This is a genomic window from Citricoccus alkalitolerans (assembly GCF_039528175.1).
Taxonomy (GTDB): domain Bacteria; phylum Actinomycetota; class Actinomycetes; order Actinomycetales; family Micrococcaceae; genus Citricoccus; species Citricoccus alkalitolerans.
The window spans coordinates 847,707-866,532 of sequence record NZ_BAAALH010000002.1 but is presented as its reverse complement, the minus strand read 5'-3'; the positions used below and the strand labels follow the sequence as shown (position 1 = coordinate 866,532).

17 protein-coding genes are annotated in these 18,826 nt (G+C 68.3%); 4 read left to right on the top strand and 13 right to left on the bottom strand.

Translation table 11 applies throughout. The features are described 5' to 3' along the window. Positions 1 to 7 precede the first annotated feature (7 nt). From ABD134_RS09870 to ABD134_RS09835, 8 genes are all read right to left on the bottom strand, one after another. On the bottom strand, positions 8 to 754 hold the full coding sequence (locus ABD134_RS09870; RefSeq protein ID WP_344229041.1) for a GntR family transcriptional regulator: 747 nt from the start codon (positions 752 to 754) through the stop codon (positions 8 to 10). Next, positions 751 to 2,358: a fumarylacetoacetate hydrolase family protein gene (locus ABD134_RS09865; protein WP_344229039.1), complete on the bottom strand. Its 1,608-nt coding sequence runs from the start codon at positions 2,356 to 2,358 to the stop codon at positions 751 to 753. The genes ABD134_RS09870 and ABD134_RS09865 overlap by 4 nt, the downstream gene beginning before the upstream one ends. 327 nt (positions 2,359 to 2,685) lie before the next feature. Then, complete coding sequence (locus ABD134_RS09860) at positions 2,686 to 4,548, bottom strand: thiamine pyrophosphate-binding protein (RefSeq protein ID WP_344229037.1); 1,863 nt, start codon at positions 4,546 to 4,548, stop codon at positions 2,686 to 2,688. A 166-nt stretch (positions 4,549 to 4,714) separates the two neighbouring features. After that, the gene (locus ABD134_RS09855; protein WP_344229035.1) at positions 4,715 to 5,194 is read right to left on the bottom strand and encodes an Lrp/AsnC family transcriptional regulator; all 480 of its coding nucleotides are present in this window, start codon (positions 5,192 to 5,194) and stop codon (positions 4,715 to 4,717) included. Between the two features lie 17 nt (positions 5,195 to 5,211). Next, positions 5,212 to 6,564, bottom strand: coding sequence for a TRAP transporter large permease (locus ABD134_RS09850; protein ID WP_344229033.1), 1,353 nt, complete (start codon positions 6,562 to 6,564; stop codon positions 5,212 to 5,214). Then, positions 6,561 to 7,178 (bottom strand): TRAP transporter small permease, encoded by a 618-nt coding sequence (locus ABD134_RS09845; protein ID WP_344229031.1) that lies wholly within the window; start codon positions 7,176 to 7,178, stop codon positions 6,561 to 6,563. Before ABD134_RS09845 ends, ABD134_RS09850 begins: the two co-directional genes overlap by 4 nt. A gap of 69 nt (positions 7,179 to 7,247) precedes the next feature. After that, a complete protein-coding gene (dctP, locus tag ABD134_RS09840; protein ID WP_344229029.1) occupies positions 7,248 to 8,381 on the bottom strand; it encodes a TRAP transporter substrate-binding protein DctP in 1,134 nt (377 codons plus the stop codon). 146 nt (positions 8,382 to 8,527) lie between these two features. Further along, entirely contained in the window at positions 8,528 to 9,910 is a 1,383-nt protein-coding gene (locus ABD134_RS09835) for an aminomethyl transferase family protein (RefSeq protein ID WP_344229027.1), read from the bottom strand. Positions 9,911 to 10,023: 113 nt separating this feature from the next. On the opposite strand from ABD134_RS09835, the gene ABD134_RS09830 reads away from it, so the two are divergent. Then, the gene (locus ABD134_RS09830; RefSeq protein WP_344229025.1) at positions 10,024 to 10,935 is read left to right on the top strand and encodes a LysR family transcriptional regulator; all 912 of its coding nucleotides are present in this window, start codon (positions 10,024 to 10,026) and stop codon (positions 10,933 to 10,935) included. A gap of 4 nt (positions 10,936 to 10,939) precedes the next feature. Here ABD134_RS09830 and ABD134_RS09825 read toward each other — a convergent pair whose 3' ends face one another. Further along, positions 10,940 to 12,523, bottom strand: coding sequence for a SulP family inorganic anion transporter (locus tag ABD134_RS09825; RefSeq protein WP_344229023.1), 1,584 nt, complete (start codon positions 12,521 to 12,523; stop codon positions 10,940 to 10,942). Between the two features lie 80 nt (positions 12,524 to 12,603). Here ABD134_RS09825 and ABD134_RS09820 point away from each other — a divergent pair, with 80 nt between their 5' ends. Next, a complete protein-coding gene (locus ABD134_RS09820; RefSeq protein ID WP_344229021.1) occupies positions 12,604 to 13,170 on the top strand; it encodes an SRPBCC family protein in 567 nt (188 codons plus the stop codon). 213 nt (positions 13,171 to 13,383) lie between these two features. On the opposite strand, the gene ABD134_RS09815 is transcribed toward ABD134_RS09820, so the two are convergent. After that, positions 13,384 to 13,650 (bottom strand): hypothetical protein, encoded by a 267-nt coding sequence (locus tag ABD134_RS09815; protein ID WP_344230947.1) that lies wholly within the window; start codon positions 13,648 to 13,650, stop codon positions 13,384 to 13,386. Between the two features lie 29 nt (positions 13,651 to 13,679). After that, positions 13,680 to 15,335, bottom strand: a complete 1,656-nt coding sequence (locus ABD134_RS09810) for a thiamine pyrophosphate-dependent enzyme (RefSeq protein WP_344229019.1) — start codon at positions 15,333 to 15,335, stop codon at positions 13,680 to 13,682. 309 nt (positions 15,336 to 15,644) lie between these two features. Here ABD134_RS09810 and ABD134_RS09805 point away from each other — a divergent pair, with 309 nt between their 5' ends. After that, the gene (locus ABD134_RS09805; RefSeq protein ID WP_344229017.1) at positions 15,645 to 16,373 is read left to right on the top strand and encodes a CGNR zinc finger domain-containing protein; all 729 of its coding nucleotides are present in this window, start codon (positions 15,645 to 15,647) and stop codon (positions 16,371 to 16,373) included. Positions 16,374 to 16,530: 157 nt separating this feature from the next. Continuing rightward, a complete protein-coding gene (locus ABD134_RS09800; RefSeq protein WP_378108231.1) occupies positions 16,531 to 17,490 on the top strand; it encodes an HpcH/HpaI aldolase/citrate lyase family protein in 960 nt (319 codons plus the stop codon). A gap of 3 nt (positions 17,491 to 17,493) precedes the next feature. Here the strand turns inward: ABD134_RS09800 and ABD134_RS09795 are convergent, their stop codons facing one another. Then, positions 17,494 to 18,045 carry a hypothetical protein gene (locus ABD134_RS09795; protein ID WP_344229015.1) on the bottom strand — a complete coding sequence of 184 codons (552 nt, stop codon included), beginning with the start codon at positions 18,043 to 18,045 and terminating at the stop codon, positions 17,494 to 17,496. Positions 18,046 to 18,218: 173 nt separating this feature from the next. Continuing rightward, on the bottom strand, positions 18,219 to 18,818 hold the full coding sequence (locus tag ABD134_RS09790; RefSeq protein ID WP_344229014.1) for a hypothetical protein: 600 nt from the start codon (positions 18,816 to 18,818) through the stop codon (positions 18,219 to 18,221). Between the last annotated feature and the right edge of the window lie 8 nt (positions 18,819 to 18,826).

The window sequence follows — 18,826 nt, the reverse complement described above, 5'->3', positions numbered from 1 at the left end:
TCGGTCGTCAGACAGATGATGAGTCGGCGTCGCCGCTGCTGGCGGCGACGTGGTCCAGGTAGGCGTTCAGGGTGTTGAGTCGGTGGTGACGGGCGGCCTGCTCCACCGCTCCGAACTCGGCGCCGGCGGCGATCAGGTCCAGCAGGTGGTCATGTTCGGCCACCGAGCGGTCGGCACGGTGGGGCACGTAGGCGAAGGTCGAGGAACGCAGTGCCGCCAGGCGGGCCCAGCCACGGTGGACGAGGTCCAGGATGTGGCTGTTCTGGTGGTGTTCGAACAGCACGGAGTGAAATTCCTTGTTGAGGCGGGTGAACTCCACGGCGTTGAAGTCCGCCAGGAGTCCTCGCATCCGCTCGTTGATGGCTCGCGCCCTCTCGATCTCCTCGGGGGTGATCAGGGGGGCGCACAGTGCCGTGGAGTATCCCTCGACCAGCGCCAGGGTCTCCATGGTGTCGTGGTAGATCTCCGGATCGATCCCGATCACGGTCGCCCCGACGTTGCGCGTGTAGGCCACGACCGACTCCGACTGCAGGCGCCGGATGGCCTCCCGCACGGGGACCACGGACATCTCGAGTTCGGCGGCGAGCTGGGCGAGCACCAGGCGGGCACCGGGGGCGTAACGGCCGGCGTTGATGCCGGACAGGATCCGCTGGTAGGCCAAGTCCGCCTTGGACGAACCCGTCCCGGCGTCCTGATCGCCTGTCCCCCGGTCCCCTGGGTCTCGCCCGGCCGTGTCGGCGGTGATCGTGGTCATCGCTCGTCCCGGTTCACACGGCTCGCCCGGTAGTCCGCATATTTCGCCTTCCACTCGGCGTTCGGCGGGAACAGTCCGTCCACCGGGTGCCCCTCGGCCACGCGGTCAAACACCCAGGCGTCCTGCTGCTCCTGCTCATAGGCGTCATTGACGACTTCCTCCAGCAGGGCCGGGGGAACCACCACCACACCGTCGTCGTCGCCGATGATGATGTCCCCGGGCTGGACGGTGGTGCCGCCGCAGGCGATCGTGCCGCCCACCTCCCAGGGGATGTGGCGTCGGCCGAGCACGGCCGGGTGCGCGCCGTTGGCGTAGACCTGCAGGCCGACCTCGGCGACGGCCGCGGAGTCCCGCACGCCGCCGTCGGTCACCACCGCCGTTGCGCCGCGGACCTGGGCGCGCAACGCCAGGACATCTCCGAGGGTGCCGGTGCCCGTCTCACCGCGGGCCTCCATGACGACCACGTCGTCCGGCTCCACGGTGTCCATGGCGCGCTTCTGGGCGTTGAACCCGCCGCCGAAACGCTTGAACAGGTCCTCGCGATTGGGCACGTAGCGCAGAGTCTTGGCGTAGCCGAGGATGCGCTGGCCCGGGTGGGTGGGGCGCACGCCATCGATGGTGGCGTTGTCGATGCCGCGCTTGCGCAGCTGGGCGGTGAGGGTGGCGACCGCGGTCTCCTCGATCTTGGCCCGCAGCTCGGCGGTCAGCAGGGTGCGGTCCGCGGCGGGCGTGTTCGGCACATAGCGGTAGGGCTCGACGCCGGCCTCGTCCGTCCCGGTGGACGGTTCGGCACTCTCGGTGGCTGGCAGCCCGGCGGCCTCGCGAGAGCCCCAGGCCTCCGCACGCTGGGTGTCGTCCACCTGCGGCTGGGCACCGAAGTCGGGCAGGGCCTGGCCGGAGGAGCGCACGGGGGTGACGAGGCGGCCGGTGCTGGGGGCACCGGGTGCCTGCGGAGCGTCCACCTCCACCTCGACGACGTCCCCGGGCTGGGCCACGGAGGAGCCGGCCGGGGTGCCGGTCAGGATGACGTCCCCAGTCTCGAGGGTCATCAGCTGGGAGAGGTCGGCGATCAGCTGGCCGAAGGGGAACACGAGTCCCTCCGTGGTGTCGTCCTGCGTCAGCTCGCCGTTGACCCAGGTGCGCACGCGGAGCCCCGCCGGGTCCAGGCCGGCAGCCGGGATGACGTTCGGACCGAGCGGGGTGTATCCGTCTCCGGACTTGTTCTTGAGGTTGGAGCCCTTGTCCGCATGGCGCAGGTCGTAGAGACCCCAGTCGTTGGCCGCGGTGATGCCGGAGACCTTGGACCAGCCTTCTTCGGGGGACACCCGGCGGCAGGTCTCGCCAAGGATCAGCGCAATCTCACCCTCGTAGGCCAGCAGCTCGGTGCCCTCGGGGCGCTCGATGGCGTCTCCACTGCGGGCCACGGAGGAGCCGGCCTTGAGGAAGTAGCCCGGGAACTTCGGTGACCGTCCGCGCTGGGCGATGCGGGAGGGGTAGTTCAGGTGCAGGGCGATGATCTTGCCGGGGCGGTGGCTCCGGTCGGAGAAGTCCACCGGGCCCGGGGCCTGGCCGGCCTGATGGTCCACTGCGGGGGTCTCGGTCATGGTCTCTTGCTCCTGTCGGCGTCCGAGTCCAGGTGCTCCACCGGCGTGACGCCGGCCCTCTGGACTCCGGGCCCACTGTGGCGCCCGTCTCGTTCACCTCTGATCGTATACGATTCAGCGTGACGTTGAACACCCCAGGTTTTCCCGGCGCGGCAGGCGCCCCGCCGGAGCGTGCATCGCGTGCCGACATACAGGGCTGGGGCCGGGACATCCTGTCCCGGCCCCAGCCCTGTTTTCGACGACATGAGTCGTCCTGACGACCCTCCGGCCAGATCGTTCTCAGTACCTGGTCAGGCGGCCAGCGAAAGCACCATCAACGCGCCGGAGTCAGCCGACGGGCAGCGGGCGCGGTGCCGGCACGGCACCCGCCATGGACTCGGCCATGTACTCGGCCACGACGTCCTGGGAGATCGGCAGGTCGAGCACGAACACGCCCTCGGCACCCCGGTCCACCCAGTCACGCAGGGCATCCAGGTCCTGCAGGCTCCGTGCTTTGATCCCCTCGGCCCCGAAGGCGCGTCCCACGGCGGCGAAGTCGACCTCATCGATGAGCATGGCCTGATCATCCAGCCCTCGGGCGGCGTACTGATGCAGCTCGGCCCCGTAGGCGGCGTCGTTGAAGACCACCACGACGCCGGAGCGGGCCTGCTTCACGAAGCTCTCCAGGTCAGCCAGGGCCATGAGTCCGCCCCCGTCCCCCGTCACCAGCACGGTGGTCCGGTCCGGCCGGGCCACCGCGGCACCGACGGCGGAGGGGAACCCGAGGCCGATCGACTGGAAGGCGGTGCCGACGAAGAGGTGCGAGCGAGCGTCCGGGACGCAGCACATGAGCGGGACCCAGCCGATGAAGTGCCCGCCGTCCTGCACGAAGGTCCGCTCCTCGGGGAGGATTTCCTCCAGGGCCAGCGACATGGCGCGCGGGTCCAGCCGGCCATCCGGAGCCAACCCCCGGGGCGCGACGCCGGCCCCCACCTGCTGCGTCTCGAGTGACGCACCCAGGCGCGGAGCAGGCGGAATCGGTTGGCGGGCCCGCCAGCCGCCGCCGGCCCCGCCGCTCTCCATCGGGTCGACACCGAGGCGATCACCGAGCGACCGCAGGGCACGGCCGGCGTCGGCCAACAGGAAGTGCTCGGTGCACTGATGACGGCGCTGCGAATCGAGGTCGATCTGCAGCACGGTGGCCTCAGGACTGAAGACCGTGCCATAGCGCATCTGGAAGGGGTTCATGCTGGCACCGACCACCAGCACCACATCGGCCTGGCGCATGATCTCCACCCGCTCCAGGCGGCCGAAGCCACCGGCAATGCCCAGGTCGCCCTCGGGTCCGGCCACGTTGCGGGCCATCACGGAGGTCGCCAGCAGGGCACCCAATCGGTCAGCCAGGTTCCGCAGCTCCTCCGGCCCGCCCGGGGAGTCCAGTACGCCCCGGCCGGCGACGAGCAGTGGCCGCTCCGCCGCGCGCAAGGCGGCGGCCAGCGGCTCCAGTTCAGCCTCGGTGGGCCCGCCGCCCTCCGGCGAGCCACCGATCGGCGAGTCGTCCACCGCCACTGCCCCGGCACTCCCCGCCGAGGTGCGCACCGGAGTCTCGACGAGGTCGTACGGGATCGCGACGACGACGGGCCGCCGCTCGGACGCTGCGCGGGCGTAGGCGTCCCGCACCTGCGCAGCCGGATCCCGGTCATCCAGGCGGATGGTCTCCACGCCGGCCGCAGCGGCCATCCCTACCTGGTCGATGTCGAAGAAGCGGGGCCCCGTGGTGGGGGCATCGCCCACGATCAGCACCAGCGGGATCCGGGCCAGTGACGCCTCGGCCAGTGCCGTGAGGGTATTGGTGAAGCCGGCACCGTAGGTGACGGTCGCAGTCCCGATGCGGCCCGAGGCTCGGTGATAGGCATCAGCGGCAGCCACGGCCCCGGCCTCATGGCGCACGGTGACAAGCGGGAACCCCGTACTGGTCAGCTCACTGATCAGGTGGGCGTTGCCGTTGCCCATGAGGCCGAAGAGCAGGTCGGCGTTCCCCCGCACCACGCCGGCCACGGCCTGGGGGACGGTGGCACGCAGGGCAGAACCAGAGGAGTCGGCGGAGCTGGTGGAGTCACCGAAGGTCCCTGCGAGGTCGGCAGGCTCAGCCGTCGCGGTGAGTGCGGCGGGCTCGGTGCGCGAGGCGGTCGGGGCGGGTGCAGCTGTCACGGTGGATCTCCTCGGCGAGATGGAAGTCAGGTCTTGCCGAGTAGTGTGTCCGCCGACCTCGCGCTACGCAATCGAGCCCGTTCCAGCTGAACACCCTGTACATTCTGACCGTCACTCTGGGCCATCCACTGGACAGCCTGACCAGCGATGCCCCGCCCGCACGACCTCACGACGCCGAGTCGGCCACCGCGTGCAGCAAAGGCAGCGTGCGCCCCTGGATGTGGGTGCGCAGGGCCAGGGAGGACGAGGTGCGGGCCACGCCGGCCAGCTGGGAGATCCGGTCCAGCACGTCCTGCAGGTCCTGGCCGTTGCGGGCCACCACGCGCAAGTGCAGGTCATGGTCTCCGGTGACCGTGTAGAGGTCGGTGACCTCGGGGATGGCCGAGAGGATCGCCTCCGTCACCGGCCCATGCCCCACGTTCTGGATGATGTCCACGAAGCAGAAGGCCACCAGGTCATAGCCGAATCCCGCAGGATCGACCTGGGGGACGATCGCAGAGACCACGCCGCTCGCGTGGAGGCGGGCCAGCCGGCTGGTCACGGTGCCGCGGGCCACACCCAGCCGCCGGGCACATTCCAGAACGGGCAGTTGTGGTTCGTCCGTGAGTAGCTGGATCAGACGGGCGTCGAGGTCGTCGGGTCTCATGGGCGCTATCCTCGCACTCATTCCACGACCAGGGACGGCAGCCACAAGACGATGTCCGGCACCGCGAACAGCACGACGATCATCACAAGCTCCATGAGAATGAACGGCCAGATCCCACGGAACACCTCACTGGAGCGAAGGCCTGAGGTGCCAGCCACCACGAAGGCATTGATACCGACGGGCGGGGTCACCATGCCGATCTCGATCAGCTTCACGATGAGGATGCCGAGCCAGACCCCGTCGAATCCGAAGTCCATGGCCACCGGGTAGATCAGCGGGACCGTGATGACCATGATGGAGATGGATTCCAATGCCATTCCCATGGGAATCAGCAAGGCCAACAACCCGGCCAGGATGACCCACCCGGGCAGCTCCAATCCTGTCAGGGACCCGGCCAAGGTCTGAGGTACCCGGGCCACCACGAAGAACAGCGAGAGAACCCCGGAGCCCACGATGATGGCGAACACCATGGAGGTGGTCTGCGCCGTCTCCTTGAGGGCATCGATGAACTCCCTGGCCGCCGTGCGCAGTCCGTCCTTGCGGAACTCGAGGACAAGCATGACCGCAGCGGCCAACGCGCCGATGGCAGCCGACTCCGTGGGGGTGAACAACCCGGAGTAGATTCCGCCCATGATGATGATGAACAGAACGGCCAGACGGACCAGGCCCCGGTAGGGCAGCTCGGCCCAGAGGACTTTCTTCCGATCGGCCGCCGCGGCCTCCAGCTCGGTGGACAACCCGCCGGTCTCGACCGCACCCAAGGCCAAGTTCCGGGTTCGGAACAGGATGTAGATCATGTAGGCCACGGCGGAGAGGACGCCGGGGATGATTCCGGCGGCCAGCATCTGGCCGATCGACTCACCGGACAGAATCGCGTAGAGCACGAGGAACACGCTCGGCGGGATCATCGCGCCCAGCGTCCCCGCCACCGCTACCAAGGCGCCGGCCAGGCTCGGCGGGTAGCCCGCCTTCCGCATCTCCCCGATGGACAACCGCGACATGGTGGCTGCCGTGCCGATGCTGGAACCGGAAACGGCGGCGAACCCGGCACAAGCGGCCACGGTGGAGATCCCGAGTCCACCGGGAACACGCAGGAAAACCCGCCGGGCGATCTCGAAGACCTGGCCGGCGATCCTCGCCTTGACCGCAAAGATGCCCATCAGGATGAACATCGGGATGATCGTCAGCGAAAAGGTGGAGGTCTGTTCGAAGGGGACCGAGGCCAGCGTGCGGGTGACGAAGACCTCGTCACGGAGCAGCAGGAGGCCCACGCCCCCAGAAGTGGCCAGGGCCAGCCACACCGGCATCCGGATCGCCAACAGGGCCACCAGTAGGACCAGGACCAGGAGAACGATGAATCCAGTGGTCATGACTGCCCACCCTCAGAAGCCTGCTCGGGTCCCCGCTCGGGAACCTGCTGCCGCGCCTGCTGGGCGGCGGCGAGGTCCGGGTCCACCCGGTCCTCGCCGAGCAGAGGTTCCCCGCGCACGATCAGGACGACGTTGACGACGGCGACCACCAGGAAGGCCGCAAAACCGATGACCACCAGCCAACGCGACGGCCAGAGGGGCCAGTCCACCAGGCCCTGGCGCAGTTCATTGGACACGGTGCTCTCGACGGCCCGCTCGAAGGTCGCCAGCACGAACCCGGCTGAGACGAGGACTCCGATTATCCAGGCGACACCGATGAGGACGCGGGACACCGCCCGGGGCAACGCCTCGGTGAGCAGATCGACGGCGACATGGGAGTTGGTGACCCCGGCATAGGCCAGGCCGAGGAAGACCGTGGCGACGAGGGCGCTCTCACTCATCTCGAGCAATCCGGGGACCGATTGCCCGCTGGTGTTGCGGACGATGACGTCGATGGCGATCGCGATCATGATCGCGATCGTCGACAGTGAGGCCAGTGCCCCGAGGGGCACGGCGATGCCCCGGGCGATCCTGCGCAGAACGCCCGGACGTCTGGCGGTGGGTGTGGTCGGCATGGCGTTCCTTCCCGGAACGGACGGGGGCACCGAAGGACGGCGTCCACGCCCGCATGGAGGGTGGAGTGGTCAGGCGCGGTCTGAACAGACCAGCGAAGGGTCCTTCGGGGTCTCGCCCTCAAAGGAGTCCATCTTCTCCTTGTACATCTCCAGGTAGCCCTCGGCGTCCTCGAGGCCAGCGGCCTCGGCATCCGCGATCCACTTCTCCTCGGGTGCGGTCCCCAAGGCCTCGCGCCAGCGCTCGGACTCGGCGTCGTCCCACTCCTCGATCTGCCCGATCGTCTCCAGGACGGGGTCACACTGCTCGAGGGTGATCTCCTCGAAGACGGTGGCCACACCTCCGTGGTTATAGTCCTCGTTCACCTCATCGACGATCTGCTTGAGGTCATCCGGAAGCCCCTCATACGTGTCGAGGTTCATCCACAGTCCCGTGCTCGTGTACTGGCCGAGGCCGGGGTCGGTCCAGTTGGGGAGGATGTCCTTGAGCTGGAAGGACATCAACCCGTCCATGGGGAACCCCGCTGCGTCGGCGATGCCGCGCTCGACGCCTTCATACGTCTCCGGGGCGGTCAGGGCGACGTTGCTCCCGCCGGCCGACTCGATCGCCATCTGCGTGTACGGCCCGGCCATGCGCCACCGCTTGCCGGCGATGTCGTCCATCGACTCGACCGGCTCCTTGCTGCCCAGCAACAGGCGGCCGGCGGGGTTGTGGCCGATCATCTTCAGACCGTTGCCCTCCCAGAGGCCCGCCGCACCTTCGTGTTCGGTGCTTAACTCCCAGATCGCCTGGGTGAACGCCTGATTGTTCTGCGTGAGGAACGGGATGCTCACCACGGTGGTCTGCGGGAAGAGCTGCGGGGCATAGTCGGCGATCGTCTGCCCGACGTCGGCACGGCCGTCACGGACACACTCGGGGATCTCGTCGGCGCTACAGAGAGACGCCGCATAAGAGATGTCGAAGGTGATGCGACCCTCCGAGCGGTTCTCGACCTCCCCGGTCCAGTACTCCATGACGGCCTCGTCCACACTGCCCGGATTGGCCCAGGAGGCCACGGTCAGGTTCACCGATTCCTCGCCGTCCCCACCTCCCCCGGCCTCGCCGCCGGCACAGGCGGTCAGGAAGAGTCCGGCGGCGGCGATTCCGGCCACGGATGCGAGCATTCGACGAGGGCGGGGGGTCCCCTCGGTGCGGCGGACGGGCATGACGGTGCTCCTTCAGACGGTGAACGGATGCGAGTGATTGACGTCCAGGACGATTGTACTTAACAAGTGATGTGGATCACAGCCCCAGCGGTCCGGCCCCGGCACGGTGGCGGGGCCGGGCCGCTTCTGGCACGGGGGCAGCCGGGTCAAGACGTCGCGTCGTCCCGGTAGGCCGTGCGGGCATACTCCGTCAGCGGTGCCGGCTGGACCGTTGCCCGGATGGAGACCTGGACGTGATCCTCCACCTGGGCCTTCGATGACGGGGTGTCCTCGCCCCAGCGCACCGTCACCTCGGTGCCCGGCTCGGCCACGGCGGGGTCCACCACGGCCAGGGAGAGGATAGCCCGCTCGTTGGACGAGTAGCCGGTCCAGGTGGACAGCCCGACGGTCCGGCCATCGGCCTCGACGCGGTCGTAGTGGAAGGTGTCATACAGGGCCATGGGCAGGTTGATGAACTTGGCCCCGGGCCCCTCCTGGAACATGGATCCGTAGGCCTTCGCTACATCGTCACCGTTCCAGACCAGGGTCACCTTGCGACGGTCCCCGCCGGCTCCCGCGGCAGCCCTCTTCTCCAGGGCCTCGCGGCCGATGAAGTCGTGGTCGAAGGCGATGATCCGGCCGTAGTCCAGCTCCTGCGGCGTGAGGTAGTAGTCCTCGATGTTCTCCGATCGGAAGCTGCCGCCCAGCGGGGAGATCGTCTCATAGGCGTTCATATCCAGCCAGCGGCGGTAGTCGGCCAACCGCTCGTCGGTGTAGATGGCCGGCAGCGGGCGGGGCAGCCACCCGGACTCGAGGGCGTTGGTGTGGTAGGCGCGGGCCCCCACCTGGACCAACCCATGGGCCGCGCCCGCCTCCAGCAGGGCGCCATGGACGGCGTCGTTCTCCTCCCACGGGCCCCACAGCTCGAAGCCGGGCTCACCCGCCATGCCGTGGCGGAGCGCCCTGACCTCCTTGCCACCGATGGTGAACCGGGTCATGCCGAAGAACTTCAGCTTCGGCGGCTCCTGGCCGGTCGCGTCCCGAATGACGTCCATTGCCCCGGGGCCCTGGACCTGGTAGCGGTACAGCCTCGGCGGGCCGGAGCGCACGGCAGAGCTGTCGTCACGCCGGACCGTCACGTCGTACCCGCCGGTCTCGGCGTGATATTGCATCCAATTGATCGACGGCGGGATCCCGACAGCGTGGTACTCGTCCTCGGCCAGGTGAAACAGGATGTTGTCACCGATGATCTGACCCTGGTGGTTCACGGCCACGAACTGCTTGGCCTTGTCCACCGGGAAATTCTTCATGCTATTGATGGCGAGGTCGCTGATGAGCTTCAGCGCGTCCGGGCCCGCGAGGTTCAAGTCCACCATGTGGTGGGACTGGTCATAGATGACCGCTGTGCGCCGCCAGGCCAGTTGCTCGTCACGCCAGTTGGTGAATTCCGGGGCCAACCGAGGGACCACGGACGGCGGGGTCTGCGATTCCCAGAGCAGCGGGACCGCTCCACCGGCAGCGGCAATGGCTTCTTCGAGGTTTTCGGGCATGGTTCCTCCAAATGGATGCGGACCGCGCGGAACGGCTTACCTCCAGTGTGGACGTGGCCCACCTCACATGCCTAGCATGTTTTCTACGCTAGCCACCCCAGAGGAAATTGGTTATGCCCCTTGGATTCACCCTGCGCCAGCTTGAGTACTTCCATGCCGTGGCCAGCGAGGGCTCGATGGCGGCCGCCGCGGAACGTAGCCACGTCACCGCGTCGGCTCTGGCCCTCGCCTTGGATGACCTCGAGCGGCATCTCGGTCTGCAACTGCTGGTCCGCCGCCGCGGACACGGCGCCACCCTCACCCGGGCCGGCTCCCGCGTGCTTGCCCTGTCCCAAGGCGTACTCTCCGGCGCAGAACGGCTGGCCGAGGAGGCAGCGAACACCAGCGACAGCCTGACAGGTCGATTTACACTGGGTTGTTTCCCCACCCTCGCGCCGTTCTACGTCCCCGCCGTCATGGACGCCTGTGGAACGCGGTATCCAGGATTGGAACTCGAGATCGTCGAGGCCCCGGCCCCGGAACTACACCGACGGCTCCTACAGGGCAGCATTGATACCGCGCTGATGTACCGGGTTGACGTCTCTTCGCAACTGCACATTGAGACCGTTCATGCCTACTGGCCCAGCGTCTTGGTGCATGCAGGCCACCGGCTGGCCGGGCGAGGGCGGATCCACCTGGCCGACATTGCCGCCGACCCGCTCATCGCACTGGACGTCCAACCCACCCTGCACAACACCGAGCAACTCTTCTCCACCCTCGGGCTGGAACCGCGGATCGGCTTCAGGACCCCGGGTTTCGAGACTGCCCGTGGCCTGGTGGGCCGGGGGTTGGGGTATGCGGTGATGTTCCAGGTAGCAGCCATGCCCACCTCCTACGACGGGCATGCCGTCGTGCCCCTCCCCCTCGCAGACCCGGTCCCGGCCACCGATGTCGTCCTGGCCCGGGCCCTGGGCTCGCAAGCCACCGCCCGTCACCGAGCAGTGGCGGAGGTGGTCGCCGACCTCGGACCGGCCACGGGGCGGTGATCGCCTACCCACCCCGTTCAAGCTTGCCCCGGAGGCGGGCGCGCATGGCCCTGCTGGCCTCATTCAGACCCACCACCTCGACCGTCTTGCCGTAGCGCGCGTACTTCTCCGTGATGGCTTCCAGGCTGGCCACGGTGGAGGCATCCCACAGGTGGGACCGGGTCAGGTCGATGACCACGCGATCGGGGTCCGCGAGGTAGTCGAACTGCGTGTAGAGGTCGTTCGAGGAGGCCCAGAACAGCTCACCGTCCACGGTGTACGTGACCCTCCCGCCGCCGTCGTGCGTGTGGTCTTCTGGGCCGACGCTCCGCCGGACGGTCACGAAGTGCGCCACCCTCCGGGCGAAGAGCACCATGGCGGCGAGCACGCCGAGACCCACACCCACCGCGAGGTTTCCGGTGGCCACGGTACCGGCCACGGTCACCAGCATGACCAGCGTCTCGGACAGCGGCATGGCCCGCAGCGTGGAGGGACGGATCGAGTGCCAGTCGAAGGTGGCCCAGGAGACATAGACCATCACCGCCACCAGGGCGGCCATCGGGACCATCCCGACCAGCTCGCCCAGCACCACGGAGAGCACCAGCAGCATGACGCCGGCCGTCAGCGTGGACAGCCGGGTGCGTGCCCCATTGGCCTTGGTGTTGATCATGGTCTGGCCGATCATGGCGCACCCGCCCATGGTGCCGAAGAACCCGGAGATGATGTTCGCCCCGCCCTGACCCAGGGACTCCCGGGTCTTGGAGGAACCGGTGTCCGTGACATCGTCCACCAGCTTGGCGGTCATGAGGGACTCCATCAGTCCGACGACGGCCATGGCGAACGCATAGGGGGCGATCACCTGGAGCGTCTCCAGGGTGAACGGCACCTCCGGCAGCACCAGTACCGGCAGGGCCTGTGGCAGCTCACCTTTGTCCCCGACGGTCGGCACGGCCATCTGGGTGACGATCACCAGGCCCGTCACCACCATGATCGAGACCAGGGTCGCCGGCACCGCCTTGGTCAGCAGCGGGAACAGGAAGATGAGGGCCAGGCCGAGGGCCACCAGGACGTAGACCAGCCAGGGGACATCCATCAGATCCGGCAGCTGGGACAGGAACATGAGGATCGCGAGCGCGTTGACGAATCCGGTCATCACGCTGCGCGGGATGAACCGCATCAGCTTGGCGACGCCGAGCAGGCCCATCGCCACCTGCAGGATGCCCGCGAGGATGACCGTGGCGAAGAGGTACTCCACCCCGTGACTCACCACCACGGGGGCGATGACCAGCGCCGTGGCGGCGGTGGCCGCCGAGATCATGGCTGGCCGGCCCCCGAGGAAGGAGATGGAGATGGCCATGATGGCGGCCGCGAACAACCCGACCGCCGGGTCCACCCCGGCGATCAGCGAGAAGGCGATGGCCTCGGGAATGAGCGCCAGCCCCACCACGAGCCCGGAGAGCACCTCGGTCTTGAGCCACCCGGGCCGGCGCAGGGTCAGCCACACCGACTGGCGCTGCTCAGGGGTCGCCCCGCCGTGGCCCAAGGCGAGGTTCTGGGCCACCTCTGGATGGTTCGGCAACAGCGGTGGCGCGGGGACGTCGTCGGGCATGGCAAGGACTCCGGGTGTTCGAGGGTGACGCCTCCACAGTAGCCGCGGCGCCAGCCCGGAGGTGTTCCTACACTGGGTACATGAGCAACCAGCCACAGAACACCCCGCAGCCGAACACCAGCCGGGCTGACGCCCAAGCCGCCGTCAACACGGAGACCGGCCTTCCGACGTCGGCCCCGCAGGCCGGCTGGCCGGAGCCGGTGGAGACCGGGCCGCGGCAGGTGAGCTACCGGATCCGCGTCCAGGCCCCCGCCGCAGAACTGTGGCAGATCCTGGCCAACCCGCACCGGCATCACGAGGTGGATGGCTCGGCCACGGTGCAATACACGAAGAGCGGGCCTTCACTGGTGTCCGTGGGAAACCAGTTCTCGGTGGCCATGAAGATGATGGGCATCCCGTACACCATGAAGCTCGTGGTCACCGCCGCCGACGAGAACGAGCTGGTGGAATGGCAGCATCCCGGCGGGCACCGCTGGCGCTGGCAGTTCGAGGACCAGGGCGACGGCAGCACCGTGGTCACCGAGACCTTCGACTACTCCTGGACCCGGCCCGCCGTGGCCCGCGTGTTCGAGCTGACGCGCCGCCCCCAGGACAACGCCAACGGAATCCGCGCCTCCCTCACCCGCCTGGCCGGCCGGTACCTCTAACCCCGGCCGTTACCCCCTGCCAGCGCCCCTCCGGATTGCCAGCCCCTTCACAGCGGCGACCAAGTCCATGAACAGGTCTGCTCCCTACAGTGGGAAGCACCTCATCAAGGTGCGAGTGATGACAGGAAGAGGCCCCGGGCCCCGGCATACAGCGTCCCCCTCACGCAGCCGGATCACCCGGGGTCTCGTCATGCCCGCGGCGACCGGTTCGGCCTAGAAGAAGCCCTGCTTGCTCTCGGTGTACGAGACGAGCAGGTTCTTGGTCTGCTGGTAGTGGTCCAGCATCATCTTGTGGTTCTCCCGCCCGTGGCCCACGTCACTACCGGCGGCATGGATGGCCACGTGCAGCACCGGGTACCCATCCGGGTCCAGTGGGTCCAGTGGGTCCGAGCTCAGCACGGCACCGATGGCGGCGGCCGTTAACGGCAGTTGGGGAATCTGACGCCAAAGACCATCGGTCTTGAGCGTCAGATTCCCCAACTGCCGGCGGGCCTCGACGGCCCTGGTGCTCAGTAGGCCTTGACCCGCTGGTCCACGATCAGGTGGATGAGCGCGAACCTGCCCTCCTCGTCGATCGCCTTGAGGGCGGCCTCGACTGCGGCCGGAACGTCGGCGTCCAGTTCCACGCGCACGCCGAAGCCACCGAAGGCCTCGGCCATCTTCGCGAAGTCCGGGTTCTTCAACTGCGTTCCGGAGACCCGGTTGGGGTAGTCGCGCTCCTGGTGGGTGCGGATCGTGCCGTACTCCTGGTTGTCCATCACGACCACCAGCGGGGTGGCACCGTACTGGGCGGCGGTGGCCAGCTCCTGACCGTTCATGAGGAATTCGCCGTCACCGGCGATGGTCACCACGCGGCGGCCCGGGTGGTTCAGGGACGCGGCTACGGCGGAGGGCACCGAGTAGCCCATGGAGCCGTTGCGGGCCGAGACCATGGCGGCGTAGGAGTTGGTCGGGAAGTAACGGTGGGCCCAGTTGGTGTGCTCACCGGCGCCCAGGGTGATCATGGCGTCCTCGGGCAGCGACGGCACCAGGTGAGCCATGAGGGTGTCCATGCGGGCCTGACCCTCGGATGGCTCGGCAGACGGCAGGGCGGCGAACTTCTCCTGCTCACCGCGCATGCGGGAAGTCCATTCCTTCCATGAGTCCTTGACGGCCAGGTCCATGCGGACGAGATCCCTCACGAACACGTCCGGCTTGGCCACGATCTGGTGAGACACGGGGCCGGAGCGGCCGCGCAGCGAGGGGTCGATGGTGACGAGGAAGTTCTTCTTGTCCCAATTCTGACGGATGGTGAAGCCGTCCGTGACCACGTCACCGGGGACGGTGCCAACGAAGACGATGAGATCGGTCTCCTCGAGCAGATCATAGGTCGGCTTGGGGCGGCCGTAACCGATCGGGCCCACGTAGGAGGGGGAGGTGAACGGCACGGTGCCTTCGGTGCGCCATTCGGCCGCGGCGGGGATGTTGTGCTCCTCGAGCCAGGTCGTCAGGGCTTCGGCGCCCTCCGTGGTCCAGTCGTTGCCACCGGTGATGAACAACGGCTTGTCGGACTCCTGCAGGGCCTCGTTCAGCGCCTTCCAGTCCTCCACGGTCATGCCGCCGGTGGCCACGGGGATGTTCGGGTGCAGCTCGGAGCTGACCTGCTCCTTGATGATGTCCTCGTGCAGGCCCACGATCACCGGCCCGGGACGGCCGGACGTGGAGGCGAACATGGCCTCGGCCACGATCTCGGAGGCACGGCTGGCGTGGTCCAGGATCATCACGCGTTTGGCACCGGATTCGAACCACATCTGCGGATCGAACTCCTGGAATGCCTCCTTGCCACGGTGCTCGAACGGGATCAGGCCCACGAACAGGACCATCGCGGTCGAGTCCTGCCACGCAGTGTGCAGACCCACATGCGCGTTGGCGGCACCGGGGCCACGGGTCACCATGGCGATGCCCGGAACAGAGTTCATCTTGCCGTCGGCCTCGGCCATGTACGCGGCACCGCCCTCGTGGCGGCAGATGATGTTCTCGATGGAGGAGTGGTGCAAGCCGTCCAGCACATCGAGGTAGCTCTCACCCGGAACGGAATAGATCCGCTTGACGCCGTGCGCCTCAAGGGTGTCGACGATGACGTGTCCGGCCGACTTCGTGGTGGCCGTGGTCTGTTCAGTGCTCATGCAGTACTCCTTGGACTGTGGGCGGTGCCGGACATGCCGACTCCGCGGCCCGAGATGGTCCTCGGACGGCGCGCAGGTCAAACTTTGTACAAAGTACCCCAGCTGTAGAGCCCCATCCCGCGCTGTGGCACGATATGTCGTCCGCACCGAGCACGCGGTCCTCCTTGAACGCCATCTGGTGAGTTCCTGTCCACTACCCGTTTCGGGGCCAGCCGGCAGACCAGCACCCCCAAGCGGACGTACAGTGCTGTCACCGTCCGAAGTATTCATCCCCGAATTCCGGACAGCCTCAAAAGGACGAAACGCATCATGTTCTCAGCAACCACCACCAGTCGCCTGGCCCAGGCCGCGACGCTTGCCAACACGGCCCCCGGTCCCCGCGGCGGTCGCCTCCTCCCCGACCGACTCGACCAGCCGGCCGAGCTCCCTGCCGCCCTGCCCGGCTGGGACTTCGACGACGATCCTTCCAGCGCCACCCTGCGTTCCGTCCGCAAGCTGCGCGCCGCCGTCGCGGGCATCTGGCAGGACGCCCATGCCCTGGACATCGATGCCGCTCTCGAGGGCATCAACCATCTTTTGGCCTCAGCGGGGCCCGTGCACGTGGTCGCACCCGAACCGGCCACGGCCCGCACCCCCGCGGTGCTGACTGCCGGGCAGGACAGTGACGTCCCGGAGAAGACCCTCTCCACCTCTCTGGCCCTGGCATTGGCCGAGGTGGCCCTGGCAGGCGAGCTGACACGGCTGCGGACCTGCTCCGGCGAGGACTGCACCAATGCCTTCGTGGACCTGACGCGCAACCGTTCCAAGCAGTTCTGCGACGAGGCCAACTGTGCCAACCGCGCCCACGTCAAGGCCTACCGTGCCCGCCGTGCCGCCGAGTTCCCGGACCACGGCGAGCACTCTCCCCACGGTGACCACTCTGATGATGAGACCGAACCGGACGGGATGTCCTCGAAGGACGGCTCCTTGGAGGACGCGTCGGAGAGGAAGGACAAGCCCGGGAAGAAGAAGTCCAAGAAGGGCAAGAAGAAGAAGTAGGCTCGTCACGTCCCCACCCGGGACACTGCTCCCGTCTCACCCGGACGGTGCCGTCTAGGCCCGACTGACCCGTCGACCGTTGTTGCCCGCCACTGGCCGGTCCCCCGACCGGACCCGTGGGCTGGCCCCTGATCGCCGTCCACGTGAGGAAGATACCGTGAGCTCCACGCCCCTGATCCCCGCCATCCCGCACCAGTTCACGCCCACTCCCGGCCAGAGGATCGACCCGGTCCTGGCCCGCTCGTGGTTGCTGGTCAACGCCGCCCACCCCGAGAAGTTCCCGGCGACCGAGGACTCCCCGGCGGACATCGTGGTGCTGGACATCGAGGACGCGGTGGCGCCCAAGGACAAGGGCACCGCGCGGGAGAATGCGGTGGAGTGGCTGACCGGCGGACACTCGGCCTGGGTGCGCCTCAACGGCTACGGCTCCAGGTGGTGGGAACAGGATGTCGCGGCGCTGGCCGCCACCCTGCCCCGCGCCTCGGGCGGGCCGGTCCCCGAGGGCGGCCTGGCCGGCGTCGTGCTGGCGATGGTGGAGTCCACCGACCACGTGAATGAGACCGCGGCCCGGCTGCCGGGCATCCCGGTGGTCGCACTGGTGGAGACGGCGCGAGGGCTGCAGCGCATCAACTCGATCGCCGCGGCGAAGGGCACCTACCGGTTGGCCTTCGGCATCGGCGACTTCCGCCGTGACACCGGATTCGGGGAGTCGCCGCTGGCACTTGCCTACGCGCGCAGCCAGTTCACCATCGCCGCCAAGGCGACCGGACTGCCGGGCCCGATCGATGGCCCGACCGTCGGCACCACGGGCGTGAAGCTGGCCGAGGCCGCCGCCACCACGGCGGAGTTCGGCATGACGGGGAAGATCTGCCTGCTGCCCGAGCAGTGCGCCGTGGTCAACGAGGGTCTGAGCCCGTCTCAGGACGAGATCACGTGGGCCCACGAGTTCCTGGACGACTTCGCCGCGGACGGCGGGGTCATCCGCAACGGCTCCGACCTGCCGCGCAAGGCCCGCGCGGACCGGATCCTGGAATTGGCCGAGGCCTTCGGGGTGCAGTGGATCCGCGAGGACGAGGACGATCATGCCCCGGCGCCCTCGGACACCTTCCACTACTGACGGTCAGGACCCTTGCGGTTTACCTGCACCGGGCTGGTCACCCGAGCCGGGCTGGTCACCATCGGCTGACTGGTCGCCCTGGCCGGCTGCATCCCGCTTGCGCTGTGCCTCGGCCTTGCGGCGGGCGACGGACTGCCGGTGCAGCTCCTCGGAGGAACGGTGCACCCCGGAACCCTGGGAGAGGTGCTTGGGGTTGTCCTTGGCGGCCAGCTGGAGCATCGCCACGACCACGAGGGAGATGATGAAGAAGATCCCGAAGGCGATCAACCCGAGGTCGAGCCGCAGCGGGTTGTCCGAGCCTCCGGAGGCGGTCATCGTGGCCACCGCCCCGCCCACCAGGGCCAGGACGAAGGAGAACCACAGTGGCCCCTTGATCGACTCCAGGAACCCGGCCTTCTGCTGAGCGGGCGCGGCAGGCTGGGCGGCCGCCGTCCCCGACGCTCCGGCTGACGTCTTCTCTGCCGGCGTCCCGGCAGCCTGTCCCGGGGCGCGGCCCGTCCGGGCATCACCGGGACGTGGCGTCTCGGGCTGCTGACCGGCGCTGGGCGTGCTCACTGACCATCTCCTGTACTGCGGGTGGCCGGGCCCGTTTCGAGAGAAGAACTAGGGCCTGACCTGCTCAAAGTGTGGTGGTGCGTGGGCCTCGGACCGGCACGCACCCTTTCATTCTACGCGTTGTAGAGAACCACGCCGACCGCCTTGCAAGACCGCTACGTGAAGAGCACCGGTCAGCCGCGGGGGGCGCGCGGGCCCTCGTCCTTCTGGGCAGCCAGTGCGGCCGGGCCGGCGTCGTGCCGGAAGCCGAAGCCGGAGATGGCGAGCAGCACGGCGATGATGATGGCCCCGCCACCCACGATGCCGAGCAGGCCGTGCGCGTCCAGGTGGAGGAAGAGCAACAGCCCGACGCCGGACAGCGCGCCCACCGCGCCCGTGTACAGCTGGTCGCGGGCCGGCACGAAGACCCTGCGGTACTGCAGCCACGCCACGAATTCGGCCAGACCCGAGCCGATGAGGGCAGCGGCGGCGATGATTCCCGCCACGAACTCGGTCCCGGCGAACAGCAGGGCGATGGCACCGGCCATGAAGACGGCCGCGGCGATCGAGAGCGGTCCGCGCATCTTCTCCGGTACCGGATCCCGGCGCAGGTACTCCCACAGGCCGGACCCGGAGAACACGAAGTAGGCCGCCAGACCGTACTTCAGCACGGGCAGGCCGGGGTCCTGGAGGAAGACGGTGGTCAGGCCGAAGATCGCGGCGATCAGCGCGCGTATGATGATCGGCTTCCACATGATCGCGGCGGTTTCGGCGGGGGCTTTTGCTGCAGGCACCCGACCAT